Source organism: Staphylococcus sp. GW823-FHT05F06 (genome assembly GCF_058795495.1).
The window spans coordinates 74,709-92,371 of the sequence record NZ_JBXAHW010000006.1; the positions used below are offsets into that span (position 1 = coordinate 74,709).

Annotated in this window: 15 protein-coding genes; 14 read left to right on the plus strand and 1 reads right to left on the minus strand. The window is 33.4% G+C overall.

The annotated features are described in order from the left end of the window. Window position 1: 1 nt before the first annotated feature. The 14 genes from AC1Q7N_RS05610 to AC1Q7N_RS05675 all read left to right on the plus strand — a co-directional run bounded on the left by AC1Q7N_RS05610 (window position 2) and on the right by AC1Q7N_RS05675 (window position 16,663). A complete protein-coding gene (locus AC1Q7N_RS05610; RefSeq protein WP_002456708.1) occupies window positions 2-478 on the plus strand; it encodes a glutathione peroxidase in 477 nt (158 codons plus the stop codon). Window positions 479-791: 313 nt separating this feature from the next. Beyond that, complete coding sequence (locus AC1Q7N_RS05615; protein WP_001830661.1) at window positions 792-1,523, plus strand: phosphoadenylyl-sulfate reductase; 732 nt, start codon at window positions 792-794, stop codon at window positions 1,521-1,523. Between the two features lie 297 nt (window positions 1,524-1,820). Next, entirely contained in the window at window positions 1,821-3,665 is a 1,845-nt protein-coding gene (locus AC1Q7N_RS05620; RefSeq protein WP_002469597.1) for an assimilatory sulfite reductase (NADPH) flavoprotein subunit, read from the plus strand. A 19-nt stretch (window positions 3,666-3,684) separates the two neighbouring features. Beyond that, complete coding sequence (cysI, locus tag AC1Q7N_RS05625) at window positions 3,685-5,403, plus strand: assimilatory sulfite reductase (NADPH) hemoprotein subunit (protein ID WP_002438008.1); 1,719 nt, start codon at window positions 3,685-3,687, stop codon at window positions 5,401-5,403. A 21-nt stretch (window positions 5,404-5,424) separates the two neighbouring features. Next, window positions 5,425-6,204, plus strand: a complete 780-nt coding sequence (gene cobA, locus AC1Q7N_RS05630; protein WP_002438009.1) for a uroporphyrinogen-III C-methyltransferase — start codon at window positions 5,425-5,427, stop codon at window positions 6,202-6,204. 74 nt (window positions 6,205-6,278) lie between these two features. After that, window positions 6,279-6,890, plus strand: a complete 612-nt coding sequence (locus AC1Q7N_RS05635; protein ID WP_002456704.1) for an NAD(P)-binding protein — start codon at window positions 6,279-6,281, stop codon at window positions 6,888-6,890. 20 nt (window positions 6,891-6,910) lie between these two features. Further along, on the plus strand, window positions 6,911-7,810 hold the full coding sequence (locus AC1Q7N_RS05640; protein WP_002438011.1) for a sulfite exporter TauE/SafE family protein: 900 nt from the start codon (window positions 6,911-6,913) through the stop codon (window positions 7,808-7,810). 23 nt (window positions 7,811-7,833) lie between these two features. Then, complete coding sequence (gene sat, locus AC1Q7N_RS05645) at window positions 7,834-9,012, plus strand: sulfate adenylyltransferase (RefSeq protein WP_002456703.1); 1,179 nt, start codon at window positions 7,834-7,836, stop codon at window positions 9,010-9,012. Window positions 9,013-9,027: 15 nt separating this feature from the next. Next, window positions 9,028-9,627 carry an adenylyl-sulfate kinase gene (gene cysC / locus AC1Q7N_RS05650; protein ID WP_002438013.1) on the plus strand — a complete coding sequence of 200 codons (600 nt, stop codon included), beginning with the start codon at window positions 9,028-9,030 and terminating at the stop codon, window positions 9,625-9,627. Window positions 9,628-9,950: 323 nt separating this feature from the next. Next, window positions 9,951-10,256 (plus strand): hypothetical protein, encoded by a 306-nt coding sequence (locus AC1Q7N_RS05655; protein WP_002438015.1) that lies wholly within the window; start codon window positions 9,951-9,953, stop codon window positions 10,254-10,256. Between the two features lie 318 nt (window positions 10,257-10,574). Further along, the gene (nrdD, locus tag AC1Q7N_RS05660) at window positions 10,575-12,425 is read left to right on the plus strand and encodes an anaerobic ribonucleoside-triphosphate reductase (RefSeq protein WP_002438017.1); all 1,851 of its coding nucleotides are present in this window, start codon (window positions 10,575-10,577) and stop codon (window positions 12,423-12,425) included. Further along, window positions 12,422-12,958, plus strand: a complete 537-nt coding sequence (gene nrdG, locus AC1Q7N_RS05665; protein WP_002438021.1) for an anaerobic ribonucleoside-triphosphate reductase activating protein — start codon at window positions 12,422-12,424, stop codon at window positions 12,956-12,958. The genes nrdD and nrdG overlap by 4 nt, the downstream gene beginning before the upstream one ends. A gap of 363 nt (window positions 12,959-13,321) precedes the next feature. Further along, window positions 13,322-14,620 carry an anaerobic C4-dicarboxylate transporter gene (locus AC1Q7N_RS05670; RefSeq protein ID WP_001830664.1) on the plus strand — a complete coding sequence of 433 codons (1,299 nt, stop codon included), beginning with the start codon at window positions 13,322-13,324 and terminating at the stop codon, window positions 14,618-14,620. Between the two features lie 420 nt (window positions 14,621-15,040). Then, a complete protein-coding gene (locus tag AC1Q7N_RS05675) occupies window positions 15,041-16,663 on the plus strand; it encodes a BCCT family transporter (RefSeq protein ID WP_001830660.1) in 1,623 nt (540 codons plus the stop codon). Between the two features lie 28 nt (window positions 16,664-16,691). On the opposite strand, the gene cudC is transcribed toward AC1Q7N_RS05675, so the two are convergent. Further along, on the minus strand, window positions 16,692-17,273 hold the full coding sequence (gene cudC, locus AC1Q7N_RS05680) for a choline uptake/conversion transcriptional regulator CudC (protein ID WP_002489710.1): 582 nt from the start codon (window positions 17,271-17,273) through the stop codon (window positions 16,692-16,694). Window positions 17,274-17,663: the final 390 nt, after the last annotated feature.

A 17,663-nucleotide genomic window follows, 5' to 3' on the forward strand; every position in this document is an offset into this window, starting at 1 on the left:
AATGAGTATTTATGATATTGCGGTAAAGAATTATGATGGCTCTACCTATTTACTAAAAAGATATAAAGGGAAAGTGCTCATTATCGTAAATACTGCAACGAATTGTACTCTGAATGATCAATTTAATAAATTAGAAATGCTTTATAAAAAATATCATAAGTATGGTCTTGAAATTTTGAGCTTCCCTTGCAATGATTTTAATAATCAGGAGCCAGAATTAATCAAAGATATTTATCGAGTATATAAATATAAGTTTGGTATTACTTTCCCCATCCATGCTAAGATTAATGTTAATGGAGAGCATGAACACCCTTTGTACACATTATTAAAATGTAAACAACCAGGATTATTTGGTTCGCAAATTAAATGGAATTTTACTAAATTTGTAGTAGATCAACAGGGAAATATTGTTAAACGATTTTTACCTTGTGATAATCCTAACCAAATGGAAAAATTAATAAGACAATTATTAAAATAAATGCCTATATTCTTCTTGGATTAAAGAATAAAATAATCTTGTTCCATTTGTAATATTTTGAATGAAGTCACTATAAACGAATGTAAAAGAAATTATTAAAGAGTCTGCCATATCATATGTGTAGGCTCTTTAAATTTTTTATGAGCATATAGGACAAAAAATTTAAATTAATCTTATCTTTATTTCGATAATTTCTCGAGTTACCTTGACTTTCGTTATAAAAGTAGTTAAAGTATTAAACATAATTATTCTGACAATTCTGATATGTTTTGTTGATTTGGATGGATTGATAAGGTGAGAGGGGGCTCCGCTAATGTCTATAGAAAGAATTACTTATGACAATTTTCAAAACGATCCATTTATAAATGAATTAGATATTAATGATGAGACAAAAGGTGCTTATGAGATTTTAAAATGGGCATATCAAACTTATGAAAATGATATTGTTTATTCTTGCAGTTTTGGTGCTGAGAGTATGGTTTTGATTGACTTGATTTCTCAAATTAAACCCGACGCACAAATTGTATTTTTAGACACTGATTTACATTTTCAAGAAACATATGACTTAATAGATAGGGTGAAAGATAAATATCCGCAATTACGCATTAAAATGAAAAAACCGGAACTTACGTTAGAGGAACAAGGTGAGAAATATAATCCTGCTTTATGGAAGAATGATCCTAACCAATGTTGCTACATACGCAAGATTAAACCACTAGAAGACGTATTATCTGGTGCTGTAGCTTGGATATCAGGTCTTAGACGAGCACAATCACCAACACGAGCACATACAAATTTCATTAACAAAGATGAAAGATTTAAGTCAATTAAAGTGTGTCCCTTAATCTATTGGACAGAAGAAGAAGTATGGTCTTATATACGTGATAAGGATTTACCATATAATGAATTACATGATCAAAATTATCCAAGTATTGGTTGTATTCCATGTACATCACCCGTATTTGATTCTAATGATTCACGTGCTGGTCGTTGGTCCAATTCTAGTAAGACTGAATGTGGATTACATGTAGCTGATAAACCATAAGAGATAGTCAAAAAATTTTAATTTCAAAACATAGTATTCCGATAAGAAATAAAGAGTTGTTTGTTAAAAGCTGATACAGCTTTATTTAGTAACGATAATTTTGAGTAATAAAAGTTTGTATTGCCCTTTGATATTATAAATTGTCTTTTCGATTTTAGTTATCAATTGAGTATTACATTTACTGAAAATAACAAATGGTACATACTAGAATTGAAGATATAATTAATAACTTTCAAAAATAGACATATATAAATAATGACAAATATCGGAATAACAAAGTATAAGAGGTGGATAAGATTGAACTTAAGTGTTACCAATAGTCCTTTTACGGAAGGGCAAGCTAAACAAATCAATGAATTGCTTCACACTTTATCATCTAACCAACAAGTATGGTTAAGTGGCTATCTGATGGCAAATCAACAATCAAATACATCTACAGATTCTGTAGAACAACATAACTCAGATGACAATACAGAAGCGATGCTACATGAAAAGGAACCTTCAGTTGAGCCGGAAGCTAGATCGATAACAATTTTATATGGATCTGAGTCTGGTAATGCGCAAGGACTTGCAGAAATATTTGAACAACGTTTATCTGATATTGGAAATGACGTTACGCTCAAATCAATGGATGACTTTAAACCTAAGAATTTGAAGAAAGTAGAAGATTTATTTATTATCACATCTACACATGGCGAAGGAGATCCACCAGATAACGCTGTTGAATTACATGAATACATCCACGGACGTAAAGCGCCAAAATTGGATGGGGTGAGATTTTCAGTATTAGCATTAGGAGATCAAACCTATGAATTCTTCTGTCAAACTGGTAAAGATTTTGATAACCGTTTGGCTGAATTAGGGGCAGAAAGACTTTATCATCGTACTGATTGCGATGTTGATTATGAAGAAGACGCTGAAAAGTGGATGGCCAATGTTATTAATACGATTGATTCAACACCGGCTGGTACTGAAAGTGAACAAGTTGTTAGCGAATCTATAAAATCAGCAAAAGAAAAGAAATATAGTAAGTCTAATCCTTACGATGCTGAAGTATTGACCAATATTAATTTGAATGGTAGAGGTTCAGACAAAGAGACGAGACATATTGAGTTATTACTTGATAATTTTGGTGAGGAATATGAACCGGGAGATTGTGTAGTTGTCTTGCCTCAAAATGATCCAGCTATCGTAGACTTACTTATTAGCACATTAGGTTGGAGTCCAGAAACACAAGTTTTAATTAACGAGGATGGAGATACTTTAAATCTTGAAGAGGCATTAACATCGCATTTTGAAATTACTAAATTAACAAAACCGTTAATAGAAAATGCTGCGATATTTTTTGATAATGAAGAGCTTTCTGAAAAAATTCAAGATAAAGAATGGATTCAAAACTACGTTGAGGGAAGGGATTTGATTGACTTATTAAATGACTTCGCAACGACAGAACTACAACCTGAAAATTTACATCAATTATTAAGAAAGTTACCACCTAGAGAGTACTCAATATCTAGTAGTTATAAAGCAACACCAGATGAAGTTCACATTACTGTTGGAGCAGTTAGATATCAAGCACACGGTCGGGAACGTTCAGGTGTTTGTTCAGTACAATTTGCAGAGAGAATACAAGAGGGCGATACAATTCCTATCTATTTAAAACGAAATCCGAATTTTAAGTTTCCGCAAGATGAATCAACACCTGTGATTATGATAGGTCCTGGGACAGGTGTTGCACCGTTTAGATCCTATATGCAAGAACGAGAGGAACTAGGTTTTGAAGGAAATACATGGTTATTCTTTGGAGATCAACACTTCACTACAGATTTTCTGTATCAAACGGAATGGCAAGAATGGCTTGAAGATGGAACTTTATCAAAATTAGATGTTGCTTTTTCTAGAGATACTGATAAAAAAGTGTATGTGCAACATAAAATTGCAGAAAATAGTGAACAATTTAATCGATGGATTGAAAATGGCGCTACTATTTATGTATGTGGTGATGAAAGTAAAATGGCAAAGGATGTTCATCAAGCGATTAAAAATGTGTTAATCAAAGAGCAAAACCTATCTGAAACAGATGCAGAAGAATACTTAAAACAAATGAAAAGAGATAAAAGATATCAAAGAGACGTGTATTAATAGAAGGGACGGGGGATACATGGTTAATACAAATAATCATATTTCGGAAGAATTAGATAAAAATCTTGATGAAATGGAATTTTTAAAAGCAAATAGTGACTTTTTGCGTGGAACTATTGAACAAAGTTTAGCTAATCCAATCACTGGATCCATTACACAAGATGATGCAAAACTGCTAAAGTTTCACGGAAGTTATATGCAAGATGACAGGGATTTAAGAGATGAGCGTCGTAAACAAAAACTTGAGCCTGCATATAGTTTTATGATTCGAGTTCGTGTACCTGGGGGGAAAGCGACTCCTGAACAGTGGATTGCTATGGATGATATCTCTAATCAATATGCAAATCATACGATTAAATTAACAACACGCCAAGCATTTCAATTTCATGGAATTCTTAAACGTAATTTGAAACAATCAATGAAAAATATTAATCATGCAGTACTTGATTCTATTGCTGCATGTGGAGATGTTAATCGTAATACGATGTGCAATCCTAATCCTTATCAATCTCAAGTACATAAGGAGATTAATGATTATGCAACGCGTATAAGTAATCACTTACTTCCAAGAACAAATGCATATCATGAAATTTGGCTTGATGGTGAAAAGGTTTTAGATTCGAGTGAGGAAAAGGAACCTATTTATGGGAATACGTATTTACCACGTAAATTCAAAATAGGTATTGCAGTACCACCATCTAATGATATTGACGTCTATTCTCAAGATATTGGTTTAATCGCTATCGTTGAACAAGATGAGTTAATTGGATTTAATGTGACTATCGGTGGCGGTATGGGTATGACTCATGGTAATACTGAAACATATCCTCAACTTGGACGTCTCATAGGTTTTATACCTAAGGAAAAGGTTGTAGATGTATGTGAGAAAATACTTACAATACAACGTGATTATGGTAATCGTGAAAATCGAAAAAATGCACGTTTTAAATATACAGTGGACCGTCTAGGAGAAACTTGGGTGACTGAAGAATTAAACCGACGATTAGGTTGGGAAATTAAAGCGCCACGTGATTTCGAATTTGAACATAATGGTGATCGATTAGGTTGGATTGAAGGTATTAATAATTGGAATTTCACTTTATTTATACAAAATGGGCGTGTGAAAGATACTGAAGACTATTTGTTAAAAACAGCCTTAAGAGAAATCGCAGAAATCCATACTGGAGATTTCAGATTATCACCTAATCAGAACTTAGTTATTGCAAATGTTTCTCCTGAGAAAAAGGAAGAAATACAAGCTATTATTGATAAATATAAATTAACAGATGGCAAAAATTATACAGGACTTAGAAGAAATTCTATGGCTTGTGTTGCTTTCCCAACGTGTGGTTTAGCTATGGCAGAATCTGAAAGATATCTTCCTTCACTAATTACAAAAATTGAAGATTTATTAGATGAGTCTGGTTTAAAAGAGGAAGAAATAACGATTCGTATGACAGGTTGTCCCAATGGATGTGCGAGACCAGCGCTAGCAGAAATAGCCTTTATCGGTAAAGCACCTGGTAAATATAATATGTACTTAGGTGGTAGTTTTAAAGGCGAACGTCTAAATAAAATATATAAAGAGAATATCGACGAAAATGAGATATTAGAAAGTCTACGTCCATTGTTGTTGCGTTATAGTAAAGAGCGTCTTGACGGAGAACACTTTGGGGACTTTGTAATTCGTGACGGTGTGATAGCCAAAGTTCATGATGGTCGCGATTTTCATAGTTAAACGAGAGGGGGAGTGGTTCATATGGGGAAAGTATATTTAGTTGGAGCTGGACCTGGTGATCCAGAATTAATAACGTTAAAAGGTTTAAAAGCCATTAAAGAAGCCGATGTCATCCTTTATGACCGACTTGTAAATAAAGAAATACTTAATTATGCTTCTCCTTCTACTAAGTTCTTCTATTGCGGTAAGGATCCTCACAGGCACTCCTTACCGCAGGAAGAAACAAATAAAATGATGGTAACCTTAGCCAAAAAAGGGCACATAGTTACACGTTTAAAGGGTGGCGATCCATTTGTTTTTGGACGTGGCGGAGAAGAAGCAGAGGAATTAGCATGTCATAATATCCACTTTGAAATTATACCTGGAATTACATCGGGAATTGCAGCACCAGCATATGCTGGAATTCCAGTAACACATCGTGATTATAGTTCTTCTGTAGCATTTGTAACTGCAGTGAATAAACCTGGTATGGATAAAGGCAAATACTGGCAACATTTGGCCAATGGTCCTGAAACTTTATGTATTTATATGGGGGTTAAGAGACTCAGTGAAATTTGTGAGTTGTTAATACAATATGGTCGTTCGTCAGAAACACCAGTAGCTCTCGTGCATATGGGAACGTCAAAACAGCAAATGACAGTGACTGGGACACTCGATACAATTCAAGAACGAGCACATCATATTCAGAATCCAGCAATGATTATTGTAGGCGAAGTGGTTAAGATGAGAGAAAAAATTAATTGGTTTGTAGAACAGGCAACTGTTCAAAATGAAACGTTAACGGAAATGTCATCAACTTAGCGCATACATTTAAAAAAACAGTAAAAATCACGTTTATAATGAGTATTAATTAAAGTGTATAGGAGGAAATCATCATGAATATGCCCTTAATGATTGATTTAAGTAACAAGAAAGTCGTCATTGTAGGTGGAGGTAAAGTGGCAACACGTCGTGCTAAAACTTTATTAGCTTATACAAAACATATTCATGTTGTAAGTCCAACAATTACCGATACATTACAAAAATATCTAGAAACGAAGCAAATCACTTATGAAAAGAAACACTTCGAACCACAAGATGTTGAGAATGCTGATGTGGTCATCGCGGCTACTAATCAATCTGATGTTAACAACGATGTGGGGGCAGCTTTGTCTAAGAACGTATTATTTAATCATGCAGGACAAGCAGACCTAGGTAATGTAACGTTCCCTAATTTCTTAAAAAGAGATAAATTAACAATAAGTGTATCAACTGATGGTGCAAGTCCTAAATTAGGTCAACGAATTATTAAAGATTTAAAAGATACATACAATGAAGACTATTCAATGTATATTCAGTTTTTATATGAAAGTAGACAATATATTAAATCACTTAAAATTGAGCCATCTGATAAACAAGCGTTACTCGAGCAAATTTTGTCAGACAAATATTTAGATGAGAAGAAGCAACAAGATTTCATCCGATGGCTAAAATCACAAGTCAAATGAAGAATGGGGGCATATGATATATGCGCAAAGTATTAATTTTCGCAATTGCGGGATTTTTAGCACAACTTGTTGATGGGTCATTAGGCATGGGATTTGGCGCTTCATCGTCATCAATATTATTAACTTACGGTATAGCACCGGCAGTAGTGTCAGCAACCGTTCATTTTTCTGAAATTGCAACAACAGCTGCATCTGGGACATCACATTGGAGATTTGATAATGTTCATAAACCAACAATGTTGAAGTTAGCTATACCTGGGTCAATAAGCGCCTTTATCGGTGCAGGTGTTTTGACATTTATTCATGGTGATTATATTAAACCATTCATTGCTTTATTCTTGTTAAGTATGGGATTTTATATTTTGTATCAATTTCTATTTAAACGTGCACATGAACATCATCATCATGTGGGAAATTTGAGTAGTTTTAAAGTAATTCCACAAGGTTTTGTGGCAGGATTTTTAGACGCAATCGGTGGTGGTGGTTGGGGACCGGTTAATACGCCGCTCCTGCTTTCAAGTAAAAAAATTCAACCACGATATGCGATTGGAACAGTCTCAGCAAGTGAATTTTTTGTTACGTCATCTGCCGCTTTAAGTTTCATTATCTTTTTAGGAGTCACTCAAATTAATTGGTTTGCTGTAATTGCTTTAAGTCTCGGTGGAATGGTAGCAGCACCTATTTCAGCGTATTTAGTTAAAGTGTTACCCATTAACATTCTTGCAATTTGTGTCGGTGGTTTAATTATTTTTACAAATAGTAATGCATTATTAAGCTATTTTGTAAAAGATAACACTATTTCAAATACAGTTCGATTCATTATTATTCTTGCAATTATTATTTTGCTTGTTTTTCAAGTCGTTCGAAACAAGAAATTGTCTTTTTCTTATAAGAAAAGCCGAGTAAACAAATATAATTAATTGGAAAAGGAGATTTGATTATAATGTCTAACAATGAAACAATAACCAATTATACAATTAAACCTCATGGAGGAGAACTCATCAATCGTGTTGTTGAAGGAAACGAACGTGAACGTTTGATTGAGGAAGCATTAAATTTTAAACCGATTACTTTAAATCCTTGGGGAATATCGGATCTAGAGCTCATAGGTATTGGCGGATTTAGTCCCCTTACAGGATTTATGAACAAGGAAGACTACACTAAGGTTATAGAGGAAACACATTTAAGCAATGGCTTAGTTTGGAGTATTCCTATCACTTTACCTGTAACAGAATCCGAAGCAGATAAACTTGAAATAGGTGATGATATTGCTTTATATGGTGAAGATGGTCAGTTATATGGAACGCTTAAATTAGAAGAAAAGTACACATATGATAAAGAAAAAGAAGCGCGTTTGGTGTACGGAACTACTGAAGAAGCTCATCCTGGAGTTAAAAAGGTTTATGAAAAAGGTAATATATATTTAGGTGGTCCTATTAAACTATTAAATCGTCCAAAACATGACGCGTTTTCAAATTATCATCTGGATCCTTCAGAGACGAGACAATTATTTCATGATTTAGGTTGGAAAACTGTCGTAGGTTTTCAAACGAGAAATCCAGTGCATCGAGCACATGAATATATTCAAAAATCAGCACTAGAAATTGTTGATGGTCTACTTTTAAATCCACTAGTTGGTGAAACAAAGTCAGACGATATTCCAGCGGATGTACGTATGGAAAGTTATGAAGTGATATTAAAAAACTATTATCCTGAAGATAGAGCACGTCTAGTCATTTATCCTGCTGCAATGCGCTATGCCGGACCACGTGAAGCGATACTTCATGCAACTGTCCGTAAAAATTATGGTTGTACACATTTTATTGTGGGAAGAGATCACGCTGGGGTAGGCGATTATTATGGTACTTATGAAGCACAAGAGCTGATTACTCAATTTGAAGATGAGTTAGGTATTCAAATTTTAAAATTTGAACATGCCTTTTATTGCGAAGCTTGTGGTAATATGGCAACTGCTAAAACATGTCCGCATGACGCTTCTCAACATTTACATTTAAGTGGTACTAAAGTAAGAGAAAAACTGCGTAATGGCGAATCATTGCCAACTAAATTTTCAAGACCAGAAGTTGCCGAAGTTCTAATTAAAGGTTTGCGAGAAAAATAAATCAGGAGTGTTAAAATGAGTGAATCAAATCATATTACATGGCATGACTCAGAAGTTACGAAGAAACAAAGACAGCATAAAAATGGACACAAAAGTGCTGTTATATGGTTTACAGGGCTATCTGGGTCAGGGAAATCAACGGTCTCTGTTGCCTTAGAAAAAGAATTATTTAATGAAGGAAAACAAACATACCGTTTAGATGGTGATAATGTGCGTCATGGTCTTAATAAAAATTTAGGGTTTAGTCCTGAAGATCGTTCAGAAAATATTCGACGCATTGGAGAAGTAGCAAAATTAATGGTAGACGCTGGAGCCTTAACAGTTACTGCTTTTATCTCCCCATATAAAGAAGACAGAGAAGGTGTTAGAGCATTACTAGAGGATAATGAGTTTATAGAAGTATATACAAAATGTAGTGTTGAGGAATGTGAAAAGAGAGATCCTAAAGGATTGTATAAAAAAGCACGATCTGGGGAAATACCTGAATTTACAGGTATAAGTGCACCTTATCAAGCACCTGAAAACCCTGAAATTACTATAGATACTGAACACGACACTATTGAACAATCAGTGGTACAAATTATACGTTATCTTAAAGAACACGAATATATTTAAATTGATATTTCATTATATAGAGTAGGAGAGAATTAAAGATTCTTAATCCTACTCTTTTTAATTTTAAAAGTATAATGGAAAGTTTTTAAAGAAAAGCATTTGGTCAGATATACTTACTTTTAATTAAGTAAGAAGATGTTAATTTTTAAATGTCATCAATAGTATACTTATGAGTCATGATTTATGCTTAGTTTGTGACAACTATAATTTAAATTTCTAAAAAGCTAATTATTGATGTGTGATTAAAGTGAAATAAAAAGGGAAAATATTTTTAAAGAGATATTGTGTGATTTATCAAAAAAATAAGAGGATGGTGATATAACATGTCATTTAATATTTGGATGTGGATTTTACTTGTATTATTTATTGTGGGGACAATAGCTGTAATTCTCATTTTAACAGTTGGCTCAGTGTTAGAAGAGCGCTCATATGACCGTCGATCAGAAGATGAAAAGCGCAAAAATTTAGAAAAAAATCTTGAGATGTCAAAGGGACATACAGATGTATCGCAAGAGTCGAGCAATGGGGAAGAACAAGTAACACAAGAGCATTCTCAACATGTCGTTCAAGATCATCAACAAACACATCAAAATATAAATCAATCAACACAAGATAATAGAAATAATTAGATAGGTGAAAGGGAAAAGGTAAATGCTTATTTCGGTTATTTATTCCCAATTTATACGAAGATAATTACTAGAATTACCAAAAATGAAGATATTATAAATTTTAACTGAATTAAAAACTAACTATATGTTATAGAAGCCTGAGAACATTGACGTCTCAGGTTTTTATATTGATTACAAAACTATCTTTATCTCACATAGAGTTCACTAAACGTTAATAATCTTTATGACATTTTAGTTAACGACTTAGTAATCGATTGTAATACTATATATAGTATTTTATTTTATTGATATACACTATATATAGCGAAGGGTGACGAAATGACTACTCTAGAAACATCATTAACTCGATTAATCACAAAAGATCCAACTATATTAAATGAAAATGCAAATAAAGATAGTAATACATTCTCAACAATGCGAGATTTAACAGCTGGAACGGTATCAAAGTCTTATGCACTCGATCATTTACTTCCAAAGCATGTTGCTCATGCACATCAATCGGGAGATATTCATTTTCACGACTTAGATTACCATCCATTTCAACCATTAACCAATTGTTGTCTCATAGATGCAAAAGATATGTTAGAGAATGGCTTTGAGATAGGCAATGCTAATGTTACAACACCTCAATCAATACAAACCGCTTCAGCACAACTTGTACAAATCATTGCAAACGTTTCAAGCAGTCAATATGGAGGTTGTACTGTCGATCGTGTTGACGAATTACTAAGTAAATATGCACAAATGAATGCACAACATCACAGGGAAGTAGCGAATGATTTCGTTCAACCTGACAAAATTGAGAATTATGTGGATACACAAGTAACTAAGGATATTGGTGATGCAATTGAAAGTTTAGAGTATGAGATTAACACACTCTATACTTCCAATGGACAAACGCCATTCGTTACTTTGGGATTTGGTTTAGGAACAGATCAATTAAGTCGAAAAATTCAACAAGCAATTTTACATACCCGTATTAAAGGTCTCGGTAAAGATAGGGTTACTGCAATTTTCCCTAAACTTGTATTTTCGATAAAAAAGGGGGTTAACTTTAGTCCAGAAGATCCTAACTATGATATTAAACAACTTGCATTGGAATGTTCAACAAAGCGCATGTATCCCGATATTTTAAATTACGATAAACTTGTGGAACTGCTTGGTGATTTTAAAGCACCGATGGGATGTCGTTCATTTTTACCAAGTTGGAAGAATGATGAAGGTCAATTGGAAAATAATGGACGATGTAACTTAGGTGTAGTGACGTTGAACGTACCGAGAATTGCAATCGAAGCAGATGGTGACATGCAGCAGTTTTGGGATATCTTTGAAAAACGCATGCAATTATTACATGATGCACTTGTGTATCGAATTCAAAGACTACAAGATGCTATTCCAGATAACGCGCCTATTTTATATAAAAGTGGTGCATTTAAAAATAAACTCACTTCAGAAGATACTGTCGATTCATTATTTACAAAACAACGCGCAACGATTTCAATGGGGTATATCGGTTTATACGAAGCGGCAACATTATTTTATGGACCGAATTGGGAACACAATCCTGAAGCTAAAACATTCACACTAGACATATTAAGAGAAATGAAACGTTATCAAGTAGAGTGGACGAAACAATATGATATTTGGTTCAGTATATACAGTACACCTAGTGAATCACTAACAGATAGATTTTGCCGATTGGACAAAGAAAAATTTGGATTTATTCCAGATGTTACTGATAAAGGATATTACCAAAATTCATTCCACTATGATGTGCGTAAAGATGTAACGCCGTTTGAAAAATTAGATTTTGAAAAAGACTATCCTTACTATGCAAGTGGTGGATTCATTCATTATTGTGAATATCCAAAGTTAAATCATAATCTGAAAGCTTTAGAAGCAGTATGGGATTATGCTTATGATAAGGTAGGTTATTTAGGTACGAATATTCCTATTGATCACTGTTATCGTTGTGGCTATGATGGAGATTTTGAAACTACTGCTAACGGATATAGATGCCCACATTGTGGTAACACTGATCCTAAAACGGTTGACGTTGTAAAAAGAACATGTGGTTATTTAGGAAATCCAGTTCAAAGACCTGTTATTGAAGGTCGACAAAAAGAGATATGTGCAAGAGTGAAACACATGAAGGAACCTCGTTCATGAATATTTTAAACATTAAAGAAGGTCAACACTATATAGCTAAAATAGAAAGTCATAGCTTTGTAGATGGTGAAGGTGTTCGATGCAGTGTATATGTTTCCGGATGTCCTTTTCAATGTAAAGGTTGTTATAACGTTAAAGCCCAAAATTTTAAATACGGAGAACCTTTCGAACTTGAAATGCTTGAAGAGATTTTAGATTATTGTGCGCCTTCTTATATCGAAGGCTTAAGCATACTTGGTGGAGAACCATTTTGTAATTTGTTTATCACACTCCAACTTGTTGAAGCTTTTAGACAACGATTCGGTCATACAAAAACAATTTGGGTATGGACTGGCTTTTTATTTGAATATTTGAAACAGCAAGACGATGCGCGCAAGTCATTACTCGAACATATTGATGTATTAGTTGATGGTATGTTTATTCAACATTTATATCGTCCGAATCTTCCATATAAAGGATCACTTAATCAACGTGTGATTGATGTTCAATCTTCCTTACAAAAAGAACAGGTCATTGAATATCTAACTAAATAGTTTATGATGATAATTGGAATTAATTTTTAAGATATCTCTTGGAAAAATAGCCCAAAATAAATGTTATGGTTCATTTGTTTTGGGCAATCTTTGTTATAAGTTTTCAATGGGATGAACATGAAAGTTATCCACATGTATAACGACAGTTTTAAAGAGTATAGTTAATTTTATTTTTAAAGTAAATTTATATCACTTTTTAGTAGGTAGATGTGATTTGTTGCAATTTATAGACTGAAAAGTGACAAACATTAAACATCTAAAAAGTAAAAGAAATAATCTTATACTTATATATATACTAATTACATATTAAAGTGATAAAATATTGAAGTGAAAATTGTTCGGCATAAGTTAGGAGATTCTTCCATGTTATTGTTTATCATAGAAATCATAATCATGATTCTAGCGATATTATTAGGATTAAGAACTGCTGGTGCACTGGGATGTGGCATCTTTGCTATAGTAGCGCAGCTTATCATGATATTTGGATTCCAGTTACCTCCAGGTTCAGCACCAGTGACGGCAGTGTTAATCATATTATCTATTGGTATAGCAGGTGGTACGTTACAAGCCACTGGTGGTATTGACTATTTAGTATACATTGCATCACGTGTGATTGAACGCTTTCCAAAATCAATTATATTTATAGCGCCAATGATTGTCTTTGTCTTTGTTTTTGGAATTGGTACTGCAAATATAGCTCTTTCACTTGAACCTATCATAGCGAAAACTGCACAAAAAGCACGAATTCAGCCTAAACGCGCATTAACTGCTTCGGTACTTACAGCCAATTTAGCCTTACTTTGTAGCCCGGCAGCTTCTGCTACAGCTTATATTATTTCTGTATTAGCAGGGTATGAAATATCGATGGGCAAGTATTTAAGTATTGTTTTACCTACAGCTTTAATTAGTATGTTAATGCTTAGTACATTTTGTACATTTGTAGGACGAAAAGAACACGTGCGTGATGAGTCAGAACGTTTAGTTCAGATGCCAGAAGTCGAAATCAAAAATGACTTTTCATTAAAAGTAAAAATAGGTGTTATCTCATTCCTATTATGTGTCATGGGTATTTTAACGTTTGGCATATTTCCTAATCTCATGCCGCAATTCAATGTGAATGGAGATGTAGTTAAAGTTGAGATGACTGAAATTGTTCAGTTCTTTATGTATCTCAGCGCTACAATCAATTTATTATTAATAAAAATCAATACTTCTGATATTCTGTCATCGAATATTACACAATCTGCAATGGGAGCACTTTTTGCAGTTCTTGGCCCAGGTTGGTTAGGTGCAACAATATTTAATGCTCCACATAACTTAAAAATATTGAAAAATGATATTGGGTCAATTATTAGTGAAGTACCTTGGCTTGTTATCATACTTGTTTCTGTAGTTGCAATGATTGTCATTTCTCAAACAGCTACAGCATCAATTATGGTGCCGATAGTTATGAGTTTAGGTATACCTCCCATCTATTTTGTTGCGATGGTACAAACATTAAATGTGAATTTCGTTATTCCAGCTCAACCGACACTATTATTTGCTGTAGAACTAGATGAAACAGGTAGAACAAGACCTACGAGCTTTATGATACCAGGATTTTTTGTTATAACAGTATCCGTCATTACAGGATTTGTTATTAAAACCATTTTAGGATATTAATCAATTTTTATAAGTTGGAATTTAATCGCCATATATATAGTGTTTTAAATACTTCATCTCATCGAGTAAGGTATTTGAATGACTAAATATTGGCGATTTTTTATTTATAGATTAAGAGTGAGTATCAGTGGAGAAAAAAATAAAATAAATATATATACGTTAAAAGTGTATAAAAATACGATATGAAATATTGTAAAGTTCGTTCATTTTGTTAAATTTTAACTTAACACTGTTGTCATAGCAATTTAAGATGAATATTTGAGAGGCTTAAATTATATAATTATTCAAATTAGATTTTGATGATACATGTATGTAATTTGCATTATTATTAAAAGTTCGTTATTGTCTTTTTTGTGAATCACTATCCATTGAACGTAATTTAAAGTAAAGATTCATAAATTAATATTAGGGGGATCACATTTGAAAAAGGAAAAAGTTATGGACTGGACGACCTTCATAGGCGTAGTCATTGTGTTACTTTTTGCTGTTATACCTATGATGGTTTTTCCGAAAGCAAGTGAAATAATCATTACCGATATCAATAGTGCCATTTCTAATTCAATTGGATCGGTATATCTCTTTATGGGACTGGCTATATTTTGTTTTGTTTTATACATAGCATTTGGTAAGTATGGGAATGTCACGTTAGGAAAAGCGACTGACAAACCTGAATTTAATAATTTCACATGGGCAGCCATGTTATTCTGTGCCGGTATTGGTTCAGATATTTTATATTGGGGTGTTATTGAGTGGGCATTTTATTATCAAGTACCTCCTAACGGTGCAAAATCAATGTCCGATCAAGCACTTCAATATGCAACTCAATATGGTATGTTTCACTGGGGACCTATAGCCTGGGCAATATATGTGCTACCAGCTTTGCCAATCGGTTATTTAGTTTTCGTTAAGAAGAAACCCGTCTATAAAATTAGTCAAGCTTGTCGACCAATTTTAAAAGGACATACGGATAAATTATTAGGAAAAATCGTAGATATTTTATTTATTTTCGGTTTGCTCGGTGGTGCTGCAACATCACTCGCTCTAGGCGTGCCGATGATCTCAGCTGGTATTGAACGATTGACTGGTTTAGATGGATCTAATATGATTTTACGTTCAATCATCTTACTAACTATTACAGTTATTTTCGCAATCAGTTCTTACACAGGTTTGAAAAAAGGTATTCAAAAATTAAGTGATGTTAACGTTTGGTTATCATTTTTATTATTAGCATTTGTATTCATCGTAGGTCCAACTGTGTTTATTATGGAAACTACAGTTACAGGGTTCGGTAATATGATAAAAGATTTCTTCCATATGGCGACATGGATGGAACCATTTGGTGGCATAAAAGGTCGTAAAGAAACGAATTTCCCTCAAGATTGGACAATATTCTACTGGTCATGGTGGCTCGTTTATGCACCGTTTATTGGATTGTTTATCGCGCGTATCTCAAAAGGACGTACACTTAAAGAAGTTGTATTAGGAACAATATGCTATGGAACATTAGGTTGTGTGTTATTTTTCGGTATTTTTGGTAACTATGCTGTATATCTACAAATTACTGAGCAATTTAATGTAATAAGCTATTTAAACAATTATGGTACAGAGGCAACAATCATAGAAATAATGCATCAACTACCATTCTCGACAATTACTATTATCTTATTCTTAATATCAGCTTTCTTATTCTTAGCAACAACATTCGATTCTGGTTCATATATTTTAGCAGCAGCGTCACAGAAAAAAGTGATAGGAGAACCGTTACGTGCTAATCGTTTGTTCTGGGCGTTTGCGTTATGTTTACTACCGTTCTCTTTAATGCTAGTTGGAGGAGAACGTGCATTAGAAGTATTGAAAACAGCATCATTACTTGCTAGTGTACCTTTAATTGTTATATTTACGCTAATGATGATTTCGTTCTTAATTATACTCGGACGAGATCGTATCAAGTTAGAAAGACGTGCAGATAAGCATAAAGAAATTGAAAGACGTTCTCTAAGAATAGTTCAGGTCAAAGACAAACCTGAAGACGATAACTTATAACAAAAAAAGCCAAGCGAATGTTAAATCATTATCGCTTGGCTTTTTCTGATTGATCATGATGATGTTGTTCATCTGGAATTGGGAAATAGTTAAAAATTTCTCCTGACTCTAGAGCTTCACTTAATTGAGCGAGCCACTTGTAATATATTTTAGAGTGGTCTAACTGCGCTTTTACATTTATTGCTTGTTTTTTAACTTCCTCATCTATATCATTCTTTTCAAGAAGTGGGTGAATGATATTTTCTGCATCTTCAATTGCTTCCATATTAGTGTCAATTTCACGTTCCCATTTTTTAGTAAAAAAGTTGCGGAAGAAAGTGAAGAAATCTTTCTCTGCAATAAAATGTTGCTTTCGGCTACCACGCGTGAATTGTTGTTTGACGATATCGTATTCTTGTAGTTTTTTTACACCTGTACTCATACTAGGTTTACTCATTTGCAGTTGTTGTCGCATTTCATCAAGTGTCATACTTCCTTCAAAAACCATAATGCCATACAAGTTACCTACACTACGGTTGATACCATACAAATCCATGGTTTCACCGATTGAGTTGATAACTAAATCTTTAGCTTCTTCGATATATTGACTGTCATTGTTATTATAATCCATCATTGCACCTCCATTTTAATCCATTATTTAGCTTAGGTGGACGCACCAGATACTATGATTTTTATGATGATTTGCCTGTAAAGGATACATCTATTACTTTGAGTTGTAACTCGTTCATGAATATAAAGCATAATTACATTGAAATTTCATAATCAAATGTTAGTTATCGATTTGAATTGTTAATGTCTATACTACTTTTGACTAAATTCAATGCTGCAATCTATAAATGGCTATAAAAACCTATGCTATATGTCCCATTTCTAATAAATACACACGAGAATCATTATAAAGCCTTTTATGAAAAAAAGAAAAGTAATTTTCTGAACAAAAATTATTTCTTAAACATAGATAAGTTCGATTGTAAAATACAAACATTTTTAAAGAAATTGA

Excerpts from the sequence above, each read along its gene's own strand:
- cysC (WP_002438013.1), top strand. The coding sequence starts at position 9,028 with ATGAGTGAATCAAATCATATTACATGGCATGACTCAGAAGTTACGAAG.
- nrdD (WP_002438017.1), top strand. The coding sequence starts at position 10,575 with ATGACTACTCTAGAAACATCATTAACTCGATTAATCACAAAAGATCCA.
- AC1Q7N_RS05610 (WP_002456708.1), top strand. The coding sequence starts at position 2 with ATGAGTATTTATGATATTGCGGTAAAGAATTATGATGGCTCTACCTAT.
- cysI (WP_002438008.1), top strand. The coding sequence starts at position 3,685 with ATGGTTAATACAAATAATCATATTTCGGAAGAATTAGATAAAAATCTT.
- sat (WP_002456703.1), top strand. The coding sequence starts at position 7,834 with ATGTCTAACAATGAAACAATAACCAATTATACAATTAAACCTCATGGA.
- AC1Q7N_RS05615 (WP_001830661.1), top strand. The coding sequence starts at position 792 with ATGTCTATAGAAAGAATTACTTATGACAATTTTCAAAACGATCCATTT.
- AC1Q7N_RS05635 (WP_002456704.1), top strand. The coding sequence starts at position 6,279 with ATGAATATGCCCTTAATGATTGATTTAAGTAACAAGAAAGTCGTCATT.
- AC1Q7N_RS05640 (WP_002438011.1), top strand. The coding sequence starts at position 6,911 with ATGCGCAAAGTATTAATTTTCGCAATTGCGGGATTTTTAGCACAACTT.
- AC1Q7N_RS05655 (WP_002438015.1), top strand. The coding sequence starts at position 9,951 with ATGTCATTTAATATTTGGATGTGGATTTTACTTGTATTATTTATTGTG.
- cobA (WP_002438009.1), top strand. The coding sequence starts at position 5,425 with ATGGGGAAAGTATATTTAGTTGGAGCTGGACCTGGTGATCCAGAATTA.
- AC1Q7N_RS05670 (WP_001830664.1), top strand. The coding sequence starts at position 13,322 with ATGTTATTGTTTATCATAGAAATCATAATCATGATTCTAGCGATATTA.
- cudC (WP_002489710.1), bottom strand. The coding sequence starts at position 17,273 with ATGGATTATAATAACAATGACAGTCAATATATCGAAGAAGCTAAAGAT.
- nrdG (WP_002438021.1), top strand. The coding sequence starts at position 12,422 with ATGAATATTTTAAACATTAAAGAAGGTCAACACTATATAGCTAAAATA.